The sequence below is a fragment of the Mesorhizobium sp. WSM4312 genome (genome assembly GCF_002294875.1).
GTDB lineage: Bacteria > Pseudomonadota > Alphaproteobacteria > Rhizobiales > Rhizobiaceae > Mesorhizobium.
In genome coordinates this window covers 132,406-157,060 of the sequence record NZ_NSFU01000016.1, presented here as the reverse complement: position 1 = coordinate 157,060, position 24,655 = coordinate 132,406, and the positions used below count along the sequence as shown (strand labels likewise).

Annotated in this window: 22 protein-coding genes and 2 pseudogenes; 12 read left to right on the top strand and 12 right to left on the bottom strand. The window is 58.0% G+C overall.

Translation table 11 applies throughout. From position 1 onward, the window contains the following. Window positions 1-132: pseudogene (locus CK228_RS26055) on the top strand (IS481 family transposase); the annotation flags it as partial. 106 nt (window positions 133-238) lie between these two features. Here CK228_RS26055 and CK228_RS26050 read toward each other — a convergent pair. The 12 genes and pseudogenes from CK228_RS26050 to CK228_RS25995 all read right to left on the bottom strand — a co-directional run bounded on the left by CK228_RS26050 (window position 239) and on the right by CK228_RS25995 (window position 15,792). Continuing rightward, window positions 239-2,110, bottom strand: a complete 1,872-nt coding sequence (locus CK228_RS26050; protein WP_063169260.1) for an acyltransferase family protein — start codon at window positions 2,108-2,110, stop codon at window positions 239-241. 83 nt (window positions 2,111-2,193) lie between these two features. Then, window positions 2,194-2,754, bottom strand: a complete 561-nt coding sequence (locus CK228_RS26045) for a CpaD family pilus assembly lipoprotein (protein WP_063169261.1) — start codon at window positions 2,752-2,754, stop codon at window positions 2,194-2,196. A gap of 12 nt (window positions 2,755-2,766) precedes the next feature. Next, window positions 2,767-4,188 (bottom strand): type II and III secretion system protein family protein, encoded by a 1,422-nt coding sequence (locus CK228_RS26040; protein ID WP_063170365.1) that lies wholly within the window; start codon window positions 4,186-4,188, stop codon window positions 2,767-2,769. A 71-nt stretch (window positions 4,189-4,259) separates the two neighbouring features. Continuing rightward, window positions 4,260-4,946 carry a response regulator transcription factor gene (locus tag CK228_RS26035; RefSeq protein WP_063169262.1) on the bottom strand — a complete coding sequence of 229 codons (687 nt, stop codon included), beginning with the start codon at window positions 4,944-4,946 and terminating at the stop codon, window positions 4,260-4,262. Between the two features lie 805 nt (window positions 4,947-5,751). Then, a pseudogene (locus tag CK228_RS36015) lies at window positions 5,752-5,920 on the bottom strand (transposase); the annotation flags it as partial. A gap of 714 nt (window positions 5,921-6,634) precedes the next feature. After that, window positions 6,635-7,669 (bottom strand): L-threonine 3-dehydrogenase, encoded by a 1,035-nt coding sequence (tdh, locus tag CK228_RS26025; RefSeq protein ID WP_063169264.1) that lies wholly within the window; start codon window positions 7,667-7,669, stop codon window positions 6,635-6,637. 65 nt (window positions 7,670-7,734) lie between these two features. Continuing rightward, window positions 7,735-8,748 carry an adenosine kinase gene (locus tag CK228_RS26020; RefSeq protein WP_063170366.1) on the bottom strand — a complete coding sequence of 338 codons (1,014 nt, stop codon included), beginning with the start codon at window positions 8,746-8,748 and terminating at the stop codon, window positions 7,735-7,737. 100 nt (window positions 8,749-8,848) lie between these two features. After that, complete coding sequence (metK, locus tag CK228_RS26015; protein ID WP_063169265.1) at window positions 8,849-10,024, bottom strand: methionine adenosyltransferase; 1,176 nt, start codon at window positions 10,022-10,024, stop codon at window positions 8,849-8,851. 57 nt (window positions 10,025-10,081) lie between these two features. Beyond that, entirely contained in the window at window positions 10,082-11,419 is a 1,338-nt protein-coding gene (gene glyA / locus CK228_RS26010; RefSeq protein WP_063169266.1) for a serine hydroxymethyltransferase, read from the bottom strand. Between the two features lie 37 nt (window positions 11,420-11,456). Next, window positions 11,457-11,801, bottom strand: coding sequence for a helix-turn-helix domain-containing protein (locus CK228_RS26005; RefSeq protein WP_082826567.1), 345 nt, complete (start codon window positions 11,799-11,801; stop codon window positions 11,457-11,459). Window positions 11,802-12,857: 1,056 nt separating this feature from the next. Beyond that, the gene (locus CK228_RS26000; RefSeq protein WP_024505366.1) at window positions 12,858-14,792 is read right to left on the bottom strand and encodes an HrpF/NolX family T3SS translocon protein; all 1,935 of its coding nucleotides are present in this window, start codon (window positions 14,790-14,792) and stop codon (window positions 12,858-12,860) included. Between the two features lie 301 nt (window positions 14,793-15,093). Continuing rightward, window positions 15,094-15,792: a secretin N-terminal domain-containing protein gene (locus tag CK228_RS25995; protein WP_024505367.1), complete on the bottom strand. Its 699-nt coding sequence runs from the start codon at window positions 15,790-15,792 to the stop codon at window positions 15,094-15,096. A 187-nt stretch (window positions 15,793-15,979) separates the two neighbouring features. Between CK228_RS25995 and CK228_RS25990 the strand changes: the two genes are divergently transcribed. The 11 genes from CK228_RS25990 (at window position 15,980) to CK228_RS25940 (ending at window position 24,371) form a co-directional block, all read left to right on the top strand. After that, window positions 15,980-16,489 carry a nodulation protein NolB gene (locus CK228_RS25990; RefSeq protein WP_024505368.1) on the top strand — a complete coding sequence of 170 codons (510 nt, stop codon included), beginning with the start codon at window positions 15,980-15,982 and terminating at the stop codon, window positions 16,487-16,489. Between the two features lie 9 nt (window positions 16,490-16,498). Then, entirely contained in the window at window positions 16,499-17,362 is an 864-nt protein-coding gene (sctJ, locus tag CK228_RS25985) for a type III secretion inner membrane ring lipoprotein SctJ (protein WP_024505369.1), read from the top strand. Continuing rightward, entirely contained in the window at window positions 17,307-17,993 is a 687-nt protein-coding gene (locus CK228_RS25980) for a nodulation protein NolU (protein WP_210326671.1), read from the top strand. The genes sctJ and CK228_RS25980 overlap by 56 nt, the downstream gene beginning before the upstream one ends. Continuing rightward, window positions 17,990-18,613 carry a type III secretion system stator protein SctL gene (gene sctL, locus CK228_RS25975; protein WP_024505371.1) on the top strand — a complete coding sequence of 208 codons (624 nt, stop codon included), beginning with the start codon at window positions 17,990-17,992 and terminating at the stop codon, window positions 18,611-18,613. Before CK228_RS25980 ends, sctL begins: the two co-directional genes overlap by 4 nt. Next, the gene (sctN, locus tag CK228_RS25970) at window positions 18,610-19,968 is read left to right on the top strand and encodes a type III secretion system ATPase SctN (protein WP_063169268.1); all 1,359 of its coding nucleotides are present in this window, start codon (window positions 18,610-18,612) and stop codon (window positions 19,966-19,968) included. The genes sctL and sctN overlap by 4 nt, the downstream gene beginning before the upstream one ends. Further along, window positions 19,944-20,456 carry a hypothetical protein gene (locus CK228_RS25965; RefSeq protein WP_063169269.1) on the top strand — a complete coding sequence of 171 codons (513 nt, stop codon included), beginning with the start codon at window positions 19,944-19,946 and terminating at the stop codon, window positions 20,454-20,456. The genes sctN and CK228_RS25965 overlap by 25 nt, the downstream gene beginning before the upstream one ends. Before the next feature lie 89 nt (window positions 20,457-20,545). Beyond that, complete coding sequence (gene sctQ / locus CK228_RS25960) at window positions 20,546-21,574, top strand: type III secretion system cytoplasmic ring protein SctQ (protein ID WP_095769044.1); 1,029 nt, start codon at window positions 20,546-20,548, stop codon at window positions 21,572-21,574. Further along, window positions 21,567-22,232 carry a type III secretion system export apparatus subunit SctR gene (gene sctR / locus CK228_RS25955; RefSeq protein WP_029354851.1) on the top strand — a complete coding sequence of 222 codons (666 nt, stop codon included), beginning with the start codon at window positions 21,567-21,569 and terminating at the stop codon, window positions 22,230-22,232. Before sctQ ends, sctR begins: the two co-directional genes overlap by 8 nt. Before the next feature lie 2 nt (window positions 22,233-22,234). Next, window positions 22,235-22,510 (top strand): EscS/YscS/HrcS family type III secretion system export apparatus protein, encoded by a 276-nt coding sequence (locus CK228_RS25950; protein ID WP_024505375.1) that lies wholly within the window; start codon window positions 22,235-22,237, stop codon window positions 22,508-22,510. Between the two features lie 8 nt (window positions 22,511-22,518). Beyond that, window positions 22,519-23,337, top strand: a complete 819-nt coding sequence (sctT, locus tag CK228_RS25945; protein WP_063169270.1) for a type III secretion system export apparatus subunit SctT — start codon at window positions 22,519-22,521, stop codon at window positions 23,335-23,337. Further along, the gene (locus CK228_RS25940; RefSeq protein ID WP_024505377.1) at window positions 23,334-24,371 is read left to right on the top strand and encodes an EscU/YscU/HrcU family type III secretion system export apparatus switch protein; all 1,038 of its coding nucleotides are present in this window, start codon (window positions 23,334-23,336) and stop codon (window positions 24,369-24,371) included. Before sctT ends, CK228_RS25940 begins: the two co-directional genes overlap by 4 nt. The last annotated feature ends 284 nt before the right edge of the window (window positions 24,372-24,655 follow it).

Below are 24,655 nucleotides of genomic sequence, written 5' to 3'. Positions count from 1 at the left end.
CATCGTGCCGCCGAACTGCCTGTCTGGCTGCACAGATACAATTGGCATCGTCCACATGGCAGCCTAAAGTCAAAAACGCCTATCAGTCGCCTCGCCCTGATCGAGGACAACCTGTTGAAGCTCCACACCTAGGTCACTATCGGGGGGCCTTAAACCTGAACAGCTCCATCGTCGCGGCTGCTGCGGAAGCAGGAGCTATCACTGGGACCCGTACTGGTGCTTGTCAGCCGCTGAGCCGCTACTTCGTCTTAGGAAGAGCATTGTCCTTGCCAAAAGCCGGCCAGTATTTCGAGATTGCCAGTGTGGCGCCGGCTGAAGAGAAATGACCATAGTCGAAATATAAAAACTCTCCTCTATCGAAATAGGCGCAGCGTCCTGCGCTGCACAGGAATTTCAGCGGATCGATGAATGTGGCGCCTTTGGTAAATGAGCGCACACGTTCGTTGACGTCGGGGTCCATCGCGATCGGCCAGGACGTATCGTCCAGATTTTGGCGCTTGGCGAAGAACGCAATTTTCCGGACGTCAGTTGGGAACTGCGGAGACTGGCCGATGACAAACACGCGCACGCCCAGGGCACGAAGCGTAGCGATTGTTTGCTGAAGACCGTCGAAACCTCTGACCTCATAGTCACTCCATCTACCGCTGAGGATAACCGTCTTGATGTCCGCTTCCAAGATGACGTCCAAGGCCTTGCGATTGAACCGGACACAATCAAGACGATCGTACGGGTAGTAATAGAGTATCGGCGCGCAGCTGGCGTACGTATATTCAACGATGTTCGCCTGCAATCGATTTATGTTAGCACCCAAGCCGGAAACATAGTGCGCGGCGAAGGAGTCGCCCCACAAAAAAACCGTTGTTGGAAAACCGCTGGTGCGCGTGCAATCCTCCATATTCCAGCTTTCGATCCGGCTGGTGCCCTCGTTGAAACAGATGCCATTCCTCCAGTCCCCGACGGAAATGCGCCGCTGGACATAGTCCGGAAACCGTTGCGGAAAGCCGTTGCCGAGCGCCCCCGCCGCTCCGCCGGCACAAAGGACAACGATCGCGAGCGCTGAAAAGGCGAAGATAGGCCCCGGGGAGGTGAAGGCCCTCTTCTGTCGAAACGGCTGCTCTACAAACTTCCAGGAGAATGCAGCCAATGCGAGGCTTGCCACCAACATCGCACCGGTCATCAACGGATCGAGTTTTTGGAACGAAAGATAGTGCGCGAACGCATTGAGAGGCCAGTGAACAAGATACAACGAATACGAGATGAGCCCAATCCAGACCAGCGGCCTGACTTCGAGCATGCGGGTGGCGACCGTCGAGGGGGTATTTTGGCCAACATAGATCAGAAGGGCCGTTCCGATGCATGGATACAAGGCGTTGTAGCCTGGGAACGGATCACTCGCCGAAATCGCGAAGAACCCGATGGCGAGAAGGCCAAATCCGGCCACCCCCACCGACTCCATCAGGAGTCGGTTGCCCAGCGGCGAGGGGCATTTGAGCATGAGCAGGGCGCCCAACATGAGTTCCCAGATTCGGGTCGGCAGCAGATAGAATCCGGCGGTGGGTGCCAGCGATGTCGCCATCACCGCCACTACGAAGCTGCAGAGAATTATCGGAAGAAGTGTCGTCAGCCAGCGCTTCCCGATGTAGCGATAGATTAGGAACATCAGGATTGGTGCGAAGATGTAGTACTGCTCCGCTACGGAAAGCGGCCAAGTGTGCAACAGTGGTAGAAGCGCGGCATCGATAGAGAAGTAACTTGACGTTTTCCAGAAGAAAACGTTCGACCAGAAGGTCGAGGTAGCTATGATGCTAAGACTGAATCCGCGCAGATCCGGTGGCAGAAGAATGAACAATGCCGCAATGCAGGTGAGAAGCATCACAAAGACGAGCGCCGGCAGAATGCGCCGGGCACGGCGCCAGTAGAAGTTGACGATGGAAAATTGGCCGCGTTCAAGGTCATCCAGGAGGCTTCCGCTGGTTAGGTAGCCGGAGATGACGAAGAAGATATCGACCCCGCTAAAGCCACCCGGGATCGCCGAAATTCCGAAATGAAAGAGTACGACCGGAAGTACAGCAACGGCCCTAAGGCCCTCGATATAGCGCCTATATTGCATCCAGCGGTTCCTTTTATTTTAGATCAGGACGCGATTGGAAGCTTTCAATCTCCGGTAGGAGTGCTGCCGAGATAAGGGCGGTATCAGCCACCTTTATCCGTCCCGAATGTTCTGTAAGTTGCAACTGGTACAGAAGCACGATCGCCATCGCCGGCCTTGACGGCCTGATTGTCGAGCAGATCGCGCGGATCGTTGACCATCACGGCCAGGTTATGTCCTGTCGAACAACCAAGCGGCTGTTTGAAGGATTCTTCATTGGGTAAGGCACCATATGAGGGACAGACCGGCGGACGGGCGTGATAGACAATCGCCTCAATTCGCACTGAGCCGGCGTCGTGTTGATCGCGCAATTGAATGTTGTCTTCTTCGATTGCCAACTGCCTGGCCTGATGGGCTACCCCTGCGCTGAGCTGGGGCGAACCGCTGATGAGGAGGTGGATGGCATCGAACCGGCCGCGACTGGCCTTGTCTAGGAAAACACGCAAACGCTGCCGTTCGGAAGCGCGCAGGCTTTGCAACGTCAGGACGGTGGTCTCCTCTCGGACAAGCATTGGTGCCGATGGTTCGACATCAACTGGCGTAGTGCTTGTGCAGCCACTTACGCTTGGTGCCAGAGCGACAAAGAGGATTATAAAACGCAACATCTTTGGATGACACTATTCGATGATGAAGCCGAGACCGCCCTGGGCGCTTGGCGCGCCCGCACGGATAGCAGCGCGGTCTCGCGGGGGACTTGTCACGGAATTCGTCGGAGCGCCCCCTCCGTTCAAAGCCGGTGCCGCCCGCTCGGTCGGTGCGCTCATCTGGTTTGGGTTGGAGCCTGGTCTTACAATGTAAGGCGTAACTAGAATGACCAGTTCTGACTCCTCTTTTTGAAACGAGGTCGAGCGAAAAAGCGGTCCCAGGATCGCCAGTTCTCCGAGCCAGGGAAAGGCCCTGACATCATTGTTGACGTTCCGCCTGATTAGACCGCCGATTGCGAAGCTCTGGCCGCTGGCGAGTTCGACGACCGTATCGGCTCGGCGCGTGGAAACTGCCGGCACGGAAATTCCGTTGATTTGCACGGCACCTTGCGTCGACAGTTCACTGACTTCGGGCGTTACGTGAATGTTGATTTGATTGTTGCTGAGAACTGTCGGCACAAATTCCAGACTGACGCCGAAGTGACGGAATTCAACCGATACCTGCCTGTTTTCCTGCAGGACAGGAATGGGAAATTCGCCGCCCGCGAGAAAGCTGGCCTTTTCACCCGACATAGCGGTGAGGTTCGGCTCAGCCAGGACGGAAGCTATATGCTCCTTGGCGAGCGCGTCGAGAACCGCGCTGACGTTGACGGCACCGTTGTCGAATCCGATTTCTGCTGTACCGCCACCCTGGGTTGAACCAGACCCAGCGCTTGCAGCGCTTCCGCTTAGAACGCCCACTTTGAAATTGCCGATTTGACCGAAGGCGGACAAGTTGACGCCGAGTGACTTCATGGCGCTGCGTGAGACTTCGGCTACGCGCACGCTGAGGTTAACTTGCAGGGATCCAGCGACCTTGATGTTGTTGACGACTTGCGCTCCGTCGCCCAGATATTGCTCAGTGACTCTTTTTGCGGTGTCGGCGACCTCTGCGTCGGGCGCCGTCCCGCTAAGGATTGCGCCGCGCGGCGTATAGTTGACGCGGATGGGATAGTCGCCGACCTGCTCCCGCAACATGGCGCGTAAATCCCCGATCGGTTGCGTGACAACGATACGCAATTCGGCGAGAGGCTCGCCATTGCCATCCAAGGCGAATAGGCTGGTCCGCCCCGATTTCTTGCCAAAGACGAAGATTGTTTTGCTCGATGGCGCCTGAAAATCCGCGATCGTGGGGTCAGCAACAAAGATGGTCGTGGCTGGCCCGGGCAGATGAACGGTCTCCCCGAGCGAAGAGGAAAGGGTCAGCGTGGCGTTGATGCTATTCGAAGCCGCATGCGGCGGGCCTTTGTCCTGCTTGTTTTGCGCCGCGACACCAAGTGGGAAAGTCACAATAAGCGCGCAGAGGAGATGGCCCAGGTAACGGGGCACTGCAGGTCTTGTAACCTTGTTGGCGATCGCCCGCCAATTGAGCGCAGCGCAAGGATGTTGAAGGATCAGCAAAATAGATCTTCTTTCGATTCGACAAACTATGCGGACGAGGCGTCAGTCAATTCTAGGATGTAACCAATGCCTCGGATGGTCTTGATCCGTGGCGTTGCACCTGATCTGGTCAGATGTCCCCGTAAACGATAAATTCCGACTTCAAGCGCGTTGGCAGACACGTCGTCGTTGAATGAATAGAGGTGATCTTCCAATTGCGCACGGGGCACGATGCGGCCTGCCCGGTTAAGCAGGTGCTCTAGAACACAGAGTTCGCGACGTGCGATCATCATTGGGTGCCCATCAACGAAAACCTGGCGGGCGACCGGATCAAAGTCGAGATTGCCAAATACGAGCCTCAGGTCGGTCATCTGTGTCGCCCGGCGCAGAATGGCTCTCATTCTGGCAATAAGCTCATCGGTAGAGATGGGTTTGAGCAGAAAGTCGTCCGCACCACCGTTGAAGATCGCAATTCGCTTATCGAGATCGTTAAGGCTGCTCATAATGACGGCAGGAACTGAATGCCCGTGGGTCCTCAACTGCCTCAGCCAACCCAAGCCATCGCCATCTGGCAGAGCCAATTCCAGCAGGAGAATTTCATAGCTGGCGCAAGAAAATGCACTCGAAGCCAGTTCCAGAGTACCAACGACATCAACGACGAAGCCGCCATCCCCGAGCGCAAGTCGCATGGCGCGCGCAAGATCCGCATGATGATCCACGAGCAGCGTTCGCATTTCATCTCCTCTCGAAGAGGGACGGCCCATCGAACGCGTCACCGGCGGCCATCTGATCGGAGCACACGGCGCGCAACTCGTCGCAGCTCTCGGAACTGGTCCGAGTCGGAGGGACATGCAAGTCGCTCGGTGGCAATAGGCGCGGGTGAGGACCAACTGACGGGCTCAAATACGCCGGTCGGCGAACCCACGAGGCCAGCAACCCGCGTGCGATTTCTCGTTGCATCATCTCTCCTACGTGCAGCCCCTGCGCTCGCAAGGCAGCGTCGCGGCTCAGAGCCCGATTCCCACAGAGGGTAGGGTTAGCTTTCGAGAAACTGATTGAACAAATCGATTATTTGGATCGAATGCATCCACGGTATGGATGCAGCGCACCATCTTCAACGACTGCGGCGTCCTGATGCACTGTTGTGTCTGTCGTGCTCTGCTTTTTTCGCTGTCCTTCAAGGCTGGCGAGCCTGGTGGAACCTGCGCGTCATTGGCTTGGTAGCTTGAATGCTCAACAACGGAGCGCCCTGCGCAAAGCCGCTCTCATTTCCAAAAAGCCTTGCAATCTGGTTGGAGCACTTCGCGCTCGACACCAAAATAGGCGAGGAAAACTGACGTCTGACAGGGATGTACATGCAACAGCCGATTTGCGGCACCAGCAAACGACCGCGTTCAGGCTGAAGATCGACGACCAACGGCTCCTCGATTTCCGCACTTTTACAAGCTCTTCCTGTGCGGGCGGATGCCGGCAAACAGCAGCACAGGGTCAGCGAAACCGGGAGCGGGCCTGCTTGATCGCCATGATCACATTGCCGCTGTCGCGCGTGCGGAGCGGAATGCAATCGGTCCAGCCGGCGGCAATCCGGTCAGCACCATCGTCTGCACGAAGCTCCCTGACGAAGACGTGCCCGAATGCGCTCAACAAAGCCGGGCGGCGGATCTTTCCAATCGCCGAAGGTGCGGGCTGGCACCGAGCGGCGAACTGCGAACTCATTCCTGCCCGGCGGCGCTGGCCGCCGCGAGCGTCGATGCGGACCCAGCCGCTCCGAATCCTCCCACAACACGATGAGCGCGTCGCGGACATCGCTGCCGTAACAGCGGCTGCGGCTCTTGCCCGCAGACGGCCTCTGCTCACGACGGTTCATAAGACGGATCGCGCGCTTGCGAATAATAGCCGGTTACCGCCTCGAACTCATCCAGAATGCGCCGCTTGTCAACGCCGCAATAAAGCTCCACGATCGCCGCTTCACCGTGTCGCCATGCTGAGCCGCGCCATCCTTCCCCCGAACCGGAATGGCACGACCTGTCCATCCCCTTTGGAACAGGACACTATTGGTAACATTTTGCTTGAGGCAATGCGGCTCGTTGCCTTCCTTTTCGCTGACCGGAAGGGTACCGGAAGTCGTCTATCGCATCTTACCCGCTGAAAGCGGCAACACCTCGACCTCAATCGCAGATCATAGGAAATAGACGATCGCGTCGGGGCCTCAGCATCGGTTCACCGGGTTTCCGTCATCGACTGAAGCGAATTGCCCCATCGACCGTCACCGGGTGGGCCGCGATACGTCGCCGTATATGATTAGCGAGCGCACGTAGCGGAGCCATAGCTCTCCACCCAGCCATGTTCCCCTAGTTGGAAAATGTCCGGCGGACCAGAGGTGCTGTCGTCAGCTTTTCCTGAATAGCGGCCAAGGCAATCCCTACCAGTCCATCACCACCTTGCCGGAACTGCCGCTCTTCATCGCATCGAAACCGATCTGAAAATCGTCGATGCCGATGCGGTGGGTGATCAGGCCGGAGACATCCAGCGGACCCTGCACAAGCGCGATCATCTTGTACCAGGTTTCGAACATCTCGCGGCCGTAGATGCCTTTGAGATGCAGCATCTTGAAGATGACCTTGTTCCAGTCGATCTCGAAGCCGGTCGGCGCGATGCCCAGAATGGCGATCTTGCCGCCATTGTTCATGGTGTCGATCATGTCGCGGAAAGCGGGGGCGGCGCCTGACATTTCGAGGCCGACGTCGAACCCCTCGGTCATGCCGAGCACCGGCATGACGTCGCGCAGCTTCTCCTTCGAGGCGTCGACGACATGCTGGACGCCGAGTTTCTTGGCTAGCGCCAGCCGCACCGGGTTGATGTCAGTGATGACCACTTTGCGCGCGCCGACGCATTGGGCGACGAGCGCGCCCATGATGCCGATCGGCCCGGCGCCAGTCACCAGCACGTCCTCGCCGACCAGATCGAAGGACAATGCGGTGTGGACGGCATTGCCCAAGGGATCGAAGATCGCGGCAATCTCATCGGGCACATCGTCGGGGATCGGCACGACATTGTGCTGCGGGATCGCCAGATACTCGCCGAAGGCGCCTGGACGGTTGACGCCGACGCCGAGCGTGTTGCGGCACAGATGCCCTCGCCCGGCGCGACAGTTGCGGCAATGGCCGCAGACGATGTGGCCTTCGCCCGATACACGCTGGCCGACCTTGTATTCGGTGACCGCTGCGCCGAAATCGGCAACGGTGCCGACGAATTCATGGCCCGTCACCATCGGCACCGGCACCGTCTTCTGCGCCCACTGGTCCCAATTGTAGATGTGCACGTCGGTGCCGCAGATCGCCGTCTTCTTGATCTTGATCAGCACGTCGTTGGGGCCGATTTCCGGCACCGGCACCTCTTCCATCCAGATGCCCGGTTCGGCCTTGGCCTTCACAAGCGCCTTCATCATGTTCGACATCAGGATTTCCCTATTCCGTGATTGCGCTTCTGGCGAGATAGCCTGCACAACGGGAAGGTAGGCCACTAACTCGTTTGAACGTCCGGAATGGTCAGCCCCGCCTGCTCAGCCTCGCGGCGCAAATTCTGACGGGGCCTGGGGCCGATCTGCTGGATCACCAATCCGGCTGCCAGTGAGCCAAGGTCGCCGCAAGTCTGCAGGTCGCGGCCTTGCGTGTAGCCATGCAGGAAGCCGGCGGCATAGAGATCGCCGGCGCCCGTCGTGTCGACCAGTTCCTTGATGGCGGTCGCCTTGATCACCACGGTCTCGTCGCCGCGCACGATCACCGAGCCTTTTTCCGAGCGGGTGACGGCGGCGATCCGGCAATCCTTGCGGATCTGGGCCAGCGCCTCGTCGAACGACGATGTCTGGTAGAGCGACTTGATCTCGTGGCTGTTGGCAAAGACGATGTCGACCGTGCCCGAGCGCACCAGGTCGAGGAATTCGTCGCGGTAGCGGTCGACGCAGAACGAATCCGACAGCGTCATCGACACTTCTCGGCCTGCCGCGTGCGCCAGCTTCGCCGTCTGGCGGATTGCCTCCTTGGCGCGCGGCGGGTCCCACAGATAGCCTTCGAAATAGGTGACCTTGGCGCCGGACGCCTTGTCGGCTTCGACATCCTCAGGGCCAAGCTCGACGCAGGCGCCGAGATAGGTGTTCATCGAGCGCTCGCCGTCGGGCGTGACGAAGATCATCGAGCGCGCCGTCGGCGGCTCACCCTTGAGCGGCGTGGTGCCGAAGGCGACGCCCTGCGCATGGATGTCGTGGGCGTAGATTTCGCCCAGCGCATCGTTGGAGACCTTGCCGAAGAAGGCCGCGCGGCCGCCAAAGCTGGCGACGCCGGCCGCCGTGTTGCCGGCGCTGCCGCCGGACGCTTCGATCGCCGGGCCCATGCGGCTGTAGAGCAGTTCGGCGCGTTGTGTGTCGATGAGGTTCATCGCGCCCTTGATGATGCCGTTGGTCTCGAGGAATTCCTCGTCGCACTGGGCGATGATGTCGACAATGGCATTGCCGATGCAAAGCACGTCATAATCCGGCATCAAAATCTCCGCCAAAACCCGAGCCGGCTTCTTGCCACGCCGGCCGGGCGTGGTCTCGCGAGTTGAAATGGGTTGCCGCATGCGCTTGATCCAGCCGCCCTCACGCAGCTGCCGGTCCGGCTTCACGCAGCAAATCGTCAGCTTTGTCCGTCTTCTCCCAAGTGAACTCAGGCTCTTCACGCCCGAAGTGTCCGTATGTCGCCGTCTTGCGGTATATCGGCCGTAAGAGATCAAGCATCTTGATGATGCCTTTCGGTCGGAGATTGAAAACCTCGAGAACAAGGCGCTCGATCCTTTTTTCCTCGATCCTTGCGGTTCCGAAGGTATTGACCATGACAGAAACCGGACTGGCCACGCCGATCGCGTAGGCAAGCTGAACCTCGCAGACCTCCGCAAGGCCGCTGGCAACGATGTTCTTCGCGACATACCGGGCGGCATAGGCCGCCGAGCGGTCAACCTTGGATGGGTCCTTGCCCGAAAAGGCACCGCCGCCGTGACGCCCGGTCCCACCGTAGGAATCGACGATGATCTTCCGTCCTGTGAGGCCGCAGTCGCCGGCAGGCCCACCGACCACGAACCGCCCTGTTGGGTTGACCAGAAATCTGATCCCCGAAGTATCCAGGTGGGCCGGCAGGACCGGTTTTATGATCTCCTCAATGACGCCTTCGCGGACCGTGGCTTGTGAGACCGCTTCGTCATGCTGCGTTGACAGGACTATGGTATCCAGCGCCACCGGGCGGAGCCCTTCGTAGCGTACCGACACTTGAGATTTCACGTCCGGACGCAGCCAGCCAAGCTGTCCCGCTTTCCGGACCTCGGCCTGTCTTTTCGTCAAATGGTGAGCGAGTTGGATCGGCAGGGGCATCAATGTATCCGTCTCGTTGCATGCGAATCCAAACATGATGCCCTGATCCCCTGCCCCTTGCCCGAGATCCTGCCCTCGTCCTTCATCAACGCCCTGGCTTATGTCGGGCGACTGCTCGGTGAGGGCCAGAACGACGGCGCAACGTCGACCATCAAAGCCAATCGCATCATCGTCGTAGCCAATATCGAGTATCGTATCGCGGGCGACTTGGCTGTAATCGATGTGGGCATGGCTGGTGATCTCGCCAGCCACAACGACCATCCCCGTCTTCACCAACACTTCACAGGCGACGCGCGCCTTCGGATCGGTGCGCAGGACCGCATCGAGAATGGCATCGGAGATGTTGTCTGCCATCTTATCGGGGTGTCCCGCGCCGACGGATTCGGAAGAGAACACGAACTGCCTGGTCATAAAAATGCCCTCGCTTCAAGTGCTGGAGTTAGTGAGGAGTTTCTGGATTGGGGTGGCTTATCGGTCGGGGATGCCGGGAACATCGAACGCAGTGCAGAAGTCGGCAACGTCTCTTCGTACGCTCGCATGAACTTCCTGGTCATCGGGCTGGCGGCAGACCGAGTCGATGAAAGCGGCGATCTGCACCATCTCCGTTTCGCGCATGCCCATGGACGTCACCGCTGGTGTCCCTAAGCGGATGCCGCTTGTCAGCGCCGGATGCCGCCGGTCGCCCGGGACCATATTGAAATTCGCAATGATGCCTGCACGCGATAAGCGCTCCGCATAGGCTTTGCCTGACAGCGACCGGTCCCGAAGATCAAGGATCAGCATGTGATTGTCAGTGCCCCCGGTGACGAGTTCATAACCTCGCTCCAGAAGTGCCTGGGCCAGAGCCTTGGCGTTGTGGACGATCTGCTGACCGTAGACACGAAAGGACGAGTTCGCTGCTTCCTGCAAAGCGACGGCAAGCGCGGCGATAGTATTCATATGCGGTCCGCCTTGCAGAAGAGGGAACACGGCGCGGTCTATACGTTTGGCCAGATTGTGTTTGCTCTTCGGATGATGGAGGGGCTGATAACGGTCTTCATTCCTTGATAAAATGAAGCCACCCCGGGGACCGCGGATCGACTTGTGAGAGGTGCTGGTGACCACATCGCAATGGGACACGGGGTTCGGATGCACTCCTGCGACAACCAGGCCGCAGATGTGGGCGATGTCAGCCACCAGATACGAGTTCACCTCCGAAGCAATTTCGGCCATTGCCGCGTAGTCAAAAATACGCGGATAAGCAGTTCCGCCGACCCAAATTAGCTTCGGGCGTTCCCGCTTGGCGGTCTCGCGCAAGTGGTCATAGTCAATTTGCTGTGTCTTTTCGTGCAGCCTGTACGGGACGCGCTGATAATCGCTGCCGGAAAAATTGACGGACCAACCGTGAGTCAGATGGCCGCCTTCGGGTAAAGGCAAGCCCATGACTTTGTCACGGGGGCTCAAAAGCGCGCGATAGACAGCCTGGTTGGCTGGCGAGCCTGAATAAGGCTGGACGTTGGCATGTTCACTGCCAAATAGCGCTTTCAGGCGCTCGATCGCGAGGGTCTCAAGCTCATCGACGATCTCGTTTCCGGCGTAGTAGCGCGCACCGGGGTATCCCTCGGCATACTTGTTGGTGAAAATCGACCCGGTCGCTTCCAACACCGCCGAGGAGGCAAAGTTCTCGGAGGCGATCAGTTTGAGAGTTGTCCGCTCCTGACGCTCCTGTCTTAGAAGCAGTTCGTGAACGCGGGAGTCGACGGCGGCTAAGTGAGGCCGCCCGTAAGTGTCGGGCTGCGCGATGGCGCCGCCGGCGGAGTTATCCATGGTAGTCGCGCTCCATTTGGACTGATCTATTTCACGATCAAGCAGGCGGTCCCTTCAACCGCGCGTCTTGTATTGCTTCCAGGCGTTGTAGGTCTCTTTTATGATGGCCATCATCGTGGGGCAGGAGATCGACCACCAATTGAGCCAGCTCGCCATCCTTGCCTCCTGCTTGCATATGGTACGAAGACTGCGGACGTTGTTCGTTGCAGCAAAGAAAGTTGGCTCTGACCAGCCGCCGAACGTGGCGTCGAACCTGCTCGCGAGGCAGACCGGTAATATCGGCCAGCTCGCCGACGGTTAGATCCGCATGCGCGCAAAGGCCCAGGATTCGAAGGCGATCAAGATGCGCTGCCGTCCTTAGGCGATTTACCAGTGTCAACATTGGTTAGCATCAACCCGGACGGGATGCAGCAAGCCGCTAGCCCTTCTATCCCCATCAATCCGCATGAGACCTCTCTCGTCATTTGCTGTAAATCCGCTGGTATGGATGCTAATGGAAGATAGATCACAGTCCTTTCTACGACTAAGACGCCAGATATTGGGGCTAATGTACCACCTGACAGGAGACTACACTCACGAACATTATGTGAATTTTTTTTAACGTTGCTGAGAATCAAGGGGGAGGTTTGGCGAATGTCTCGCCGTCGACTGTCGAATCCTGCCCGACGGGATTATAGGGTGCGTAGCCTGCTTGTCCTTTCCACATGACCAGCGACGATGGGGCGAAGGCGGCAGACATAGCTCTGGAGCATGCTGCGGTATCTTTGGCCTGAAGCCGAGGAAGGCGGACCGTGGCTTCCGCGCCGCTGCCGGGAGCCCGCGAACAGGCCAAGTGGATCAGCCGGGTGTTGCCGTCATAGAGCGTGAGACCCAAAGCTGGCCAGCCGCGCCCTGAGGCTGACGCACCGCTCAGCGTCCACCTTGCTCTCGAAGCCCATCGGCATAGCGCCGATAACGACTTGACCGCGTGCGTGTCGACGAGCGATCGGTGAGCGCAAGGATCGAGGGTGCAGTGCAGGATAATGCTGTTTTAAATCAGCGCTGTTTTCAGCCGACTGCCTTGAGCGTGGCACGAGGATATAGGCCCAAGGCAGGAGATCATCGTCTGCTGTTCGGGAGGCCGCCCTGGGCGCGCGACAGCCGTTCCTTCGGCTGCGCCGCTCCGCCACCATCCGCGCCGTGCCTTCCGGAGACCATTCCCGCTACCGGCCGGCGCCCGTGAAAACCTCGACCCGGCGCACCGGCTCGAGATGGCTGGGCTCAGCGTAACTCTGAAGTCGTCATATACCGAAGTCTTCACAGACTTCGGACATCCCCCTCACAGTCCGATCCAGATGGCGTCAGGAACACCGCTTGCGTTGATGCGGATGAACCCCTGCTTGTGCCACAATGACCCTTATGTCAGCGCGCGAGCCAAAGCTTCCGCGCAAGGCGACGGCTAGGATAAGGCAATGCCGACGAAGGGCACATTGCTTGCCACACTCTGGAATGATGGCATGCTCGGAAGGCCTAGGCTTTGCTCAGGGCCGCCTGCAAGGCGCGCTTTGAGGTTATTCACATAGCCTTCTGCGTAGTCCTGCGCCGTCGAGACCGAAAGATCAATGCCTGCCGCCAAGGCCTCTTCCATCAGGTGCTTTACGAGCCCATTTCGAATGGCCAGCTTGACCTCGGGGCCTGCGATAAGGCCGATCGCCTGCGCGGCCATATTGAGGCCAGCTTCCTCCAGCGCTCGCTTCATATCGCCTCCGTTAATGGCCGTACGCAGGAGATTGGCTGCTTGCGACTCAGCCTCGAGAACCATCGAGGCAAGATCGGCTACTTGTCCGAGGCCCGGAATGAAGCTGAGCAGTCCCACCGCCGTTGCCGCCAAGTCGAGCACTTTCGTCTCGATTTTGAGCACGGAGTCGACGACGTGCATGACGGCCCCGCCGTTCTTTTTGGCTGACTTAATGTCAGGCTGGTCCATCAGGCCCATCTTCATGTCCGCGACGGCATTCTGCTCTTCTGCGGTTTGGGCGCCGTGGGTGATTGGCTGCTGAACGTTGCGGTTCGCAGACGACATGTTTGTGCAAAAATGGGCAAAGTCTTTTTTGCTGATATTGCCGGAATCAACCGTATGCCCGCCGCCAAAGTCGAAGAATTTATGATGGGTCTTATAGCCCGTGATCGAATTGTTCAGGAGGCCAAACAAAAGAGGATCTGAAAGGAGCTGAGAGGCTGCTTCCCGCACTTTCGGATCAAGGCTCTTGTCGTCTTTCATTTTCGCCAGTTTGTCGCGAGTCAGAACACCGCTTCCAAAGAACGTGTCCTGATGGTCCTTGATCATCTCGACCGTATTCAGCTCAGTTTGCGTGAGGCTCATCGACGATGAGGCGACTTGCAGGAAATCCTCTTTGTGCATCTTCCCTTTCGAGCCACCGCACAACTGGTTCCAAGCATCGGGGTGATCGAGGAAATATTGCGCCGCCGCAATGACCTGGGGCGGAAATTTGCCGTTTTTCGATTCGCCGCCGACCATTTTCTTGAACTCATCCAGACTCAGGTCCTTGGACAGATTTTCGGAGTACCGGTAAAACTCCCGCAAGGCATCGCTCAAGGTCATGACCGAAGGCTGCAAACCTCCGCTGCCGTCGGATGGTATGTAGTTCTGCTCGTAGCTTCGCGCTTGGGCTTCCTGAAATGCAGCAACTTGTGGGTGGTGGTTTGAAAATCCGGCCAAGTCCTTGGCGTTGATCTTGCCTCCACAGCGGCCGTCGCCCTGCGAGCCAATCGCATAAAAAAGTCCCGAATCCTGCTGCAGTCCCTGGATCGCCGCTTTCAGATCCGGTGGCGTAGAGGGATCATTGGCTTTGTCGGTCAACGACTTCCAAGTAAGCGGGCATTGGTCCTTGTGACGGTTGAGTACCGCAACAATCTGCAACTCAGCCGTGGTCAGCGACCCACCGTTCCACGTGATTCCGGGGCTCGGCCTGGGAGCCGGCTCGATCTTCGGAGTGACGCCGAGCAGATGTTGGGCTTCAGTCGCCTTGGAGCGTTGCGATTGGTCCTCCTTGAGAGCCGCCCTCATATTTGGCGGCAGCAGATCCAGTGGGTGTTGCTCCAAGCCATTCAATGTCAAGACATCCGGTGCCAGATGGCCCAAAGGGTCCTGCCGCAATTTATCCATTGTCGAATCAAGATTCGACGCTGGCAGATCCCCTTGCGCGAAAGAGCCGGGCTTGTCTGCCAGCACACAAGTGGACAGCATCGCTTCGAAGCACGATGCACTTTGCTGATGCTGGGTCGCAAAATGGGAAACTTTCAGGCCCGGCCAACCCCTTGCGGACTGTAGCGAATTTGAGCGGTAGAAAGTTGAAAGATTACTGGCCGACATTATGCATCCTCAGACGTGACGTTGAAATCCCCACAAGAGACCCCGACAGAAGATCCCTTGCGTTTCACAAAATTCGACAATTCCAAGCGTCGGCAGGTCACGAATGCGCCTGCCCTGCCTTCAATTGCTGTGTTCCGGGCCGGCTCCAAGGTTCGGTCCAACACAATGGCCGGAGTCACCGCGAGAGCTGCCGGGACTCATCATGAGCGGATTAGCTTTCGAGAAACTGACGAGTTTGCGAAGAGTTCACAAAGGGGTAGCCGCAGTCATGTTCTTCAGAGCTGCGGGAAATCCTCAATGTTCATTTCTTGCCCAGCTCAGGCTTCCCGCCAACGCTATCCTGTTGTGGGATGTCAGAAGAATAAGAAGCATCCGGTCGTCCGTCGCGAACGACCGTAGTGGAGGAGCCGCGAAACAAGATCAGCACTGATTCCTTTGGCGTTGCCGCTATGTGAGTCTGCGCCTGCGCCTGCGCCACCAAGCCGTTAAAGGTCTGCTCCACGAGTGCGACGAAGCGCGGTGGACCGGAAACGAAGACGAGGCCATTGCCTGGCACGGGTTTGACCACATAGCGCTCGTCGGAGATATCAAGCTTGTCGAGAGCCCCCTTGAACGCATCGAAGCGAATCGACGTCATCAAAAGCATTCGAGTTTGCGATTCTTGTGCAGCAGACACATAGAGCACAAGGCCGTCATAGTACCATTGTAGACCGTAAAGGTTCGTCAAGCGGTCGAGGAACGCGCGCGGTGGCAAATCAGGCATACGTCCGCGAATTCGCCCCTTCACCGCAGGACTGATGTTGACCCTGATATTCAGGTTGTTGCCGAATTCCTGCAACGCTGCAGCGAGCTCCTGATCCAGAACCGTGTATCTATAGGGTGTCGCCGGAAGGGACAGCGGGACTGCATGCGCCGGGTGAATCCCGGTGGACAGAAAAAACCCGGCACAAAGAAGTCTCAAAACATGCAGGGTGACGGGTTGGATAAGCGTTCTCGGCATGTCGCACTGATAAACCAAACGCTGAAATCATCACAAGTGACTAAATTGCCGAAGAGATTTTAGATTGTCGAAATGACGCCGCCGTTAGTCAGCTTGTTGTCAGCTTGCCCCCCTAGGAGTGTTGCGCCGACACCGGGTGATGAATGGGCGGGGCTCGCCCGGTCAGAGAGAGCAACCGAGTCCTTACATGATGATGCCTGTCACGTCGATCTCTGCCACTCTAACGGCTGGCCTCCCCAGGGTCGGATCACCGTCGATTGTCGAGCAGGCCCAGTTTGAGCGCGCCTTAGGGCATGCAGCCGACTCGCTGAAAAACGATGCCGCCGCGGGGCCAGCGAGTGCGGCGCCAGTTGCTGCGGCGATGGATGTTCAGCGCGCGGCTGCGCCGACGAGCGGCATGGGCGATCGCGTGTTGCAGACGATTTCCTCCCTATATCCACACAACACTGTTTCCTTCCCCGCGCTCGACCATGACATAGCCCTTTCGAAGGGCGCTCTACCGGGACCGGCGCAGAAGCTTCCCGTTCCAGGTGAGGCGGGAACCGGAATCTCGGGCATTCCCCAACAAGGGCAAGACTTCGAAACGATGATGGCTGGTCTTCGGGATGTTTACAACGGCGTCACCCAGGTGGCGCTTATCTCCAAAGGCGTCAGCGGCGTCACATCATCCGTGAATAAACTTTTGAAGGAAGGCTGAACCGCGCGCATGATTGGCTTGGCCGAGGGCGAAATCATGCGTGGCCTGTCAGGGTGGCGGTCGGTTAGACTTGTCATGCTGCCAGTTCTCGTCGCCCTCACTGCTTGCAAAGCCGACCTCTACACGCAATTGCAAGAGCGTGAGGCAAATGAAATGCTCGCACTTCTTGAAGACAACGGGGTCGCCGCGATCCGGGTGGTCGCCAAGGATGGAACCAGCACGATCCAGGTTGACGAAAAGCTGCTCGCCTTCTCAATCAACCTTCTGAACGCCAAGGGGCTGCCGCGCCAATCCTTCAAGAACCTCGGTGAGATATTCCAAGGATCAGGCCTGATTGCCTCGCCGACCGAAGAGCGTGCCCGTTACGTGTATGCCCTGAGCGAAGAGTTGTCGCGGACGATCAGCGATATCGATGGCGTTTTTTCTGTACGTGTTCACGTCGTGCTGCCGCATAACGACCTTGTGCGAGCCGGTGCCACGCCATCCTCGGCCTCGGTGTTTATCAGGCACGACGCAAAAACAAATGTCGCGGCTCTGCTGCCAAAGATAAAGATGCTTGTAGCCGACAGCATCGAAGGCCTGTCCTACGATAAGGTGGAAGTGGTTTTGGTGCCGGTAGAACGTTCCGCACACGAGCAACGGCCCGATCCGACTGCTGTTTTGCCACAAGCATCACTACCTCTTCCTGCGCCACTTCTGGCGACCGTAACAGGTTTTGCCGCAGCCGTATTCGCCGTGGCCTGTTATCTCTTGATCGGCGTTGTTACGCGTCGGCGCAAGCAATCAACCGGCGTTTCCAAGGTCGAGGGGCGCCGGGATGCTTCTGCTGTCGAGGCCATTCGCAAAAGAATGCCTGCAATTGGACGTGGGTGACATCTCATTGCCAATGCCTATACAGACCGCCCGACCTGATGGTCCGCACTTTCCGGGCGCGAGCGAGCTTGCGGCTTCGGCCCATCCAACCCGTCTTGCGGCGCGTCTTGATCCAGCGTTATCGGCCGAAACGTTAGTGAAGTTGCAGAAGTGTTCCAGACTGCATCCAAGGCTGGCAGAATTGCTGGGCAACGATGACGTGGATCTGAACCACATCGGCTGCAGGCCGGACCTTCTACGCGGGCATGATCCATATCGAGCGACCCTTCTTGCTGGTAGTATCTGGCATGCCCGTTCGCTGGTCGCGTTTGTCTCTCAGCCTGAGCTTGCCATCCTTGTTAAACGCATCGGCGTGGATGCACACGCATTCGGAATCCGACACCTGCTGCATGCTGTTGACAAAAGACTGATCTCGGACCCAGAAAAACTCGCTCAGCAAATCGAATACGATGGACACGCATGTCTTGGAGCTTGGCTCCAGGACAGTTCAGCGACCGAGCGTAACCGCGTGCTTCTTCGATTGCCCGAGGGGACTGCCGCGGAGACTCCAGCACATGAGCATTGGACCGCCGCCGGCCAATTGCTTTCACTTGTAGTAGCTCATTTTGAGACAGAGACCCCGGTGAAATGACAGTCGAACTTTCCGAGGGGCCAATAGCGCCGCAGATGCGTCCAGTCGGACCACTGATACCCGCGAGCGAGCTCGAAACCTGGCACAGCGCCGCGCAAGCCCTTGCCGCGGCAGAACGGCATCGGCAGCGCGTTCGAAACTGGGCACGCGCGGTTTACCAGCGGGCGTGGGCGCGCGGCCACATGGAGGGCTCGAATGCAGGCACCGAGGAGATGGCAGGGTTGATTGCGGAGACAATCTCCGAAATCGCGCGACGAAAGGCGGCTCTGGAGCAGGAATTGCCGCAGCTCGTGATGGAAATATTGAGCGATCTTATCGGCGCTTTCGATCCGGGCGAGCTATTGGTGAGGGCTGTTCGTCACGCCATAGAGTGTCAATACAGCGGCGCCGACGTTTGCCTTCATGTTTCTCCCATGCAAGTCGACATGCTTGCACGAGAGTTTGCTCGATGCGACGGCCAGGATGGTCGACCAAGGGTGCGGATCGAGCCCGACCCGACATTGTCGCCGCAACGCTGCGTGCTGTGGAGCGAGTACGGCAATGTTGACCTTGGACTTGACGCCCAGATGCGCGCGCTGCGCCTTGGTTTCGGGACGCTCTGTGAGAAAGGCGAGCTATGAGAAAGCCCGTCCCAGAACATAACGCTGACGCCCACACTCGAGCTCTCGTTCCAGCAATCTCGTCTTTGAGGGCTGCGGCCAAGCGAATTGACACGCGTGCGGTGCGCGGTCGGATCACGCGGGCTATCGGCACACTGGTTCATGCCGTCTTGCCAGACACTCGTATTGGGGAACTTTGCCTCCTAGAGGACCCGCGAACCGGGCTGTCGCTCGAGGCCGAGGTGATCGGCCTGTCGGGTGATGGTGTATTGCTGACACCGATCGGGGACTTGGTGGGCCTATCCAGCCGCGCAGAGGTCGTGGCCACTGGCCGAATGCGTGAGGTGCCCGTCGGCGGCGATTTGCTCGGTCGCGTGATCGACAGTCGTTGCCGCCCATTGGACGGCAAAGGCGAAATCAAGACCGTCGAAACTCGGCCCCTGCATGGCAGAGCCCCCAATCCGATGACGAGGCGCATGATTGAGCGGCCATTCCCGCTTGGGGTCCGTGTCCTCGATGGTCTGCTGACGTGCGGCGAGGGCCAGCGGATCGGGATTTATGGCGAGCCAGGTGGTGGCAAGTCGACGCTGTTGTCACAGATCGTAAAGGGTGCCGCCGCTGACGTCGTCATAGTGGCGCTCATAGGCGAACGTGGACGGGAAGTTCGTGAATTCATCGAAAGGAATCTTGGTGAAGAGGGCCTTCTCCGTACGGTCGTCGTGGTTGAAACATCCGACCGCTCGGCGGTAGAGCGTGCGCAATGCGCTCCAATGGCGACTGCGCTCGCGGAATATTTCCGCGATCAAGGCCTACGCGTTGCTCTCATGCTGGATTCGCTGACGCGCTTCTGCCGCGCTATGCGCGAAATAGGCCTTGCTGCGGGTGAGCCGCCGACGCGACGGGGCTTTCCTCCTTCCGTTTTTGGCATGCTGCCAGGCCTGCTCGAGCGCGCCGGCATGGGTGAGCGGGGCTCAATCACGGCCTTCTATACGGTGCTTGTAGAGGGTGATGGCACGGGTGATCCAATCGCCGAGGAATCGCGTGGTATTCTCGATGGCCATGTCATCCTCTCACGCGCTATTGCGGCGCGATCGCATTTCCCCGCTATTGATGTGCTGCAGAGTCGCAGCCGCGTCATGGATGCAGTCGTTTCGGGGACACATCGCAAGGCAGCATCCATTTTCCGCGAGCTCCTGTCGCGCTATGCCGAGACCGAGTTCTTGATCAATGTTGGCGAATACAAGCCAGGTGGAGATCCCCTGACTGACCGGGCTGTCGCGTCAATCGACGAACTGAGGGAGTTTCTGCGCCAGAGCGAAGATGACGCGTCAGATTTCGAGGAGACGGTCGCATGGATGTCGCGTCTGACCGCGTAAACTGGATTCAGTCTTCGAGTATACGGCTTCTGAAGGAAATGCAAGAGCGTCGTGCCCTTGGCGAGCTGTCCAAGAAGGAAGCCCAGCGCGATGTGGCCGCCTCAGCCGTACAAAATGCCTCTAGGGAGCTTGCAATGATACAGCAACATTGTTCAAGAAAAGAAGCAGCGCTCTATCAGCATCTGATGTCACTCGACAACTTGTCTAGCGCAGCGCTCGACCGTCACCGCCTTCACACTGAACAACTTGCCGCTGAGATCAATTCCAGACGGCAGATGCTTGATGATACCCAAATCGCTCAAGAGGAGGCTGAGATGGCGGCGTCCAGGACGAGGGAGCTATGGGTCATATGTTCGGCGGCAAGGGACAAATGGCAACAAATCGAGGACGACGTGCGGCGCGCCGTCGAGACTCATTCGGAGGCCGCAGCCGAGATCGAGGCCGACGATGAGATACTGCTGAAATATGCGAGGGGGTCGCTTGCCTAAATGCCGCGCAACCGGATCCGACGGTCGCAAGAGGTCGTCCGAATGACACGACCGTGCAGTCTTTGATAGGCGCTGCGGTCACACCCGCCATGTTCGAACCAGTTCTGAAACTGTCCCACACGGTTGTCTCGTGGCTCAATGATACAGCAGCGCCGCGCACGCCGTTTCAAAGCCGGATCAACGAGGTGCCGCTATCGGTGCGAACGGCAGGGCTTGTCTGGCAGCAGGAACCTGCTGCCATTCCGATGCTTGACTGCGTCTGGAGAGTGGGAGCCGAAACGGTCATCTTGTCACTGTCGCGCCCGCTCGTAGAGGAGTTCATCACGACAGTGCAGAACGGCTTGGCCTTCCCTTCCGAGCCAACTGCTTCGCTAATTCTCGAACTCGCTCTGGAGCCGCTTGTCACTCGACTGGAGGAGACGACGCGTCTGAACGTGCAACTCGTGCGGGTATGCGAAGCCACGATGCTGGCTCCTCATCTTGAACTCGACATCATTTTCGGCGCGGTCAAGGGCAAGGGCCGTCTATTCCTGTTCACGCCACTTGACGGCTTAGTACCGCCTGCGTTTCGCGCGCTAGGCGAACTGCTTGCCCAGTTGCCGCGGCAGCTGGGCGGGCTGCCTCCAGAGCTCCCGCTCATTGTTGCAGGAGAGGTCGGCACGCTTCGCCTTCCTGCGGCGCTTCTTCGAAGCGCATGTGTCGGTGATGCATTGTTGCCCGATATTGCGCCGTTCGGCCGCGGCCAGATCACCCTAGCTGTCGGCCAGTTGTGCGCCGAGGCGGATCTTGACGGCGATGAATTAATCTTGCGGGGGCCTTTCCGCCCGCGACCGTGTCCTTTGGAGAGTGCGCATATGACACAACCCGGATCGCAACTGGAGCTTACTAAGGATCTCGACGATGTCGAGATCGTGCTTGTCTTTGAATGCGGCCGCTGGCCTATTTCTCTTGGGGAATTAAGAAGTGCCGGCGAAGGGCATATTTTTGAACTTGGATGGCCGATCGACGGCCCGGTCGACATAGTGGCCAATGGTCAGCGTATCGGGCGTGGCGACATTGTCCGCATCGGAGAAGAGCTGGGCATCAGGCTCCGTGGCGGGTTTGCATGCAATGAGTGAAGCTCAGCCGACAATCCTGGCGCTTCTTGCGGTTACCGCCGGACTCGGTCTGCTGGTTTTAGCAGTTGCCACGACAACGGCCTTTGTAAAGGTATCAATTGTTCTTTTCCTCGTCCGCAATGCGCTCGGGACCCAGACCATACCACCCAATGTGGTGCTGTACGCCGCGGCGATGATCCTCACTATGTTCGTTAGTGCGCCCGTTGCTGAGCAGACCTATGACCGCATGTCGGATCCCAAGCTCCACTATCAGACATTCGACGACTGGGTAAGCGCCGCTAAAGCCGGAAGTGAGCCCTTGCGCGAGCATCTCAAGAAATTCACAAATGAAGAGCAGCGGCGATTTTTCCTATCTTCGACAGAAAAGGTCTGGCCAGAGGAAATGCACGCTGCAGCCACGCCTGATGACTTTGCAATACTTGTACCATCTTTCTTGCTATCAGAATTGAAGCGCGGATTTGAGATAGGATTTCTACTTTATCTGCCTTTTATTGTTATAGATCTGATAGTGACAACTATCTTGATGGCAATGGGTATGTCGATGGTCTCACCAACTGTTATATCTGTTCCGTTCAAGATCTTCTTGTTTGTTGCCATTGATGGTTGGTCAAAATTGATGCATGGGCTTGTGCTGAGTTATACGTTACCGGGAGGCTGATCATCACTGAATCCAGCATCATTACTCTTATGAGCCAATCACTGGTGGTTTTCATGATCTGGATTCTACCGCCGCTCATTGCATCAGTGGTTGTCGGCCTCGTCATCGGCATCCTCCAGGCGGCGACGCAGATCCAGGATGAAAGCTTGCCGCTCACCGTGAAGCTTCTGGTCGTTGTCGCGGTGATTGGGCTGTTTGCTCCTGTGCTAAGCGCCCCGCTCATAGAGCTAGCCGATCAGATCTTCACCGAGTTTCCCGCAATGACACTTAGCTACTAGTCCGCCCCATGGACGCGCCATCGGCCGATATTCAAATTCTGATCCAGACGGCTTTCGAACTCGTCGTTGCGGCAGGTCTTGGGGCAGCCCGCGCGATGGGCATCATGCTGATCTTTCCCGTATTCACACGCTCGCAGATCAGTGGGCTGATCCGGGGCTGTTTGGCTGTTGGCTTCGCACTACCATGCCTGGCACACGTCAGCGGCGGATTGCCGGCGCTGGATCCTGATACGCGCCTGATCCAGCTAACCCTGCTCGGATTCAAGGAAGTTTTTGTCGGTGTACTCCTTGGCACTTTTCTTGGCATTCCGCTTTGGGGCCTTCAGGCTGCCGGGGAGCTTATCGACAACCAACGCGGCATCAGCAGCCCGACCGCTTCGGCCGATCCCGCGACGAACAGTCAGGCTTCCGCGATGGGCGTTTTTCTGGGGATCACTGCGATTGCCATATTCGTCGGATCAGGAGGCCTGGAAACTTTGATCAGTGTCCTGTACCGCAGCTACTTGATCTGGCCGGTGTATCAGTTTCACCCGACACTGAGCGGGCCAGGAGCAATGGAGTTGTTGGGGCTTCTCGACAGCATAATGCGCACGGCATTATTGGTTTCGGGGCCTGTCGTGTTCTTCCTGATACTGATTGATATATCGATGATGCTGCTGCGTCGCTTTGCCCCGCAATTTAAGGCGAGCCAACTGTCTCCGGCAATCAAGAACATTGTCTTTCCAGTTCTCATGGTCACCTACGCTGCCTATCTGGTGGAGAGCATGAAACTGGAGGTCACACGTGCCAACGGCGTGCTGGAGTGGTTCGACAAATTGCTGCCATGAGCGACACAAGTGAAGAGAAGACACACGCCGCCAGCCCGAAGAAGTTAAGTGAAGCGCGCAAAAAAGGACAGCTGCCACGTAGCTCCGATTTCGTCCGCGCGGTCGGGACTTGCGCTGGGCTCGGCTACCTTTGGCTAAGAGGCAGCGTGATCGAGGACAAATGCCGGGAAGCGCTCCTATTAGCCACCAAGTTGCAGAGCCTACCTTTCGATACCGCGGTGCCGCAGGCATTGGTTGTGCTCGTCCAACTCACAGTCGCGGCTGTTGGCCCGCTGCTTGGAACCCTTGTCGCCGCGGTGATTTTGGCCAGCCTGCTAGCCAATGGTGGATTTGTCTTCTCTCTGGAGCCGATGAAGCTCAGCTTTAAGAAAATTGACCCCTTTGAAGGGCTGAAGCGCTTGGGGTCTGCTCGTTCCATGGTCGAAGTCTGCAAGACCATGTTCAAGGTATTGGTTCTCAGCGCAACCTTTTCCATTGTCCTTCTCGGGATGTGGAAGACAATGGTCCCTCTGCCGATCTGCGGCATGGGCTGTGTTGGCCTCATCTTTATGGAGACAAAATTGCTGATGGGAATTGGCGCCGGCGCACTGCTGGTCGGCGGACTGATCGATCTTCTGCTCCAGCGCGCGTTGTATCTGCGCGAAATGCGCATGACCAATACCGAAGTGACGCGCGAGTCGAAGGATCAGCAAGGAGCGCCAGAGTTGAAAGGTGAACAGCGTCGCATCCGCGAGGAGGCGGCCGACGAGCCTGCGCTTGGCGTGCATCGCGCCACGCTGGTCTTAACAGGAAGGGCGGTCCTGATCGGTCTGCGTTACGTTCGCGGTGAAACCGGGGTGCCGTTCTTAGTTTGCCGTGCCGAAGGTGAGCGCGTTTCACATGTGTTGAGCGAGGCGCGGGCACTACGCCTGACGATCGTCCATGACCATGTCTTAGCGCGTCAGCTGATAGGCACTACAAAACTCGGCCACGCGGTTCCTATGCAATATTTCCAGCCTGTCGCGAAAGCATTCTTTGCCGCAGGCTTGGCCTAGTCATGGAAGTCCACGACTGCCCAGTTCAAAACTGACCTGGCTCCATGCTAGTGGCAAATGTCGGCTGGCCATCCGTGCCCCAGTGTCTCTGTCAGGCCAACCGCGCAACCGCGGGCCTGGGGCAATCACTCCCCTCGGATCTGCCACCCAGCAACTACGGCAAGTCCTCCGGGCATGACCTTGCAGCCTCTGCTGGCCGGTGCGTGGCGCAGTCCGAGGTTTTGAGGCCGGCAGTGCGGATTTGATTGGTGCAGCCGTTGGAATGCCCTCGTCAGCTAGTCGTC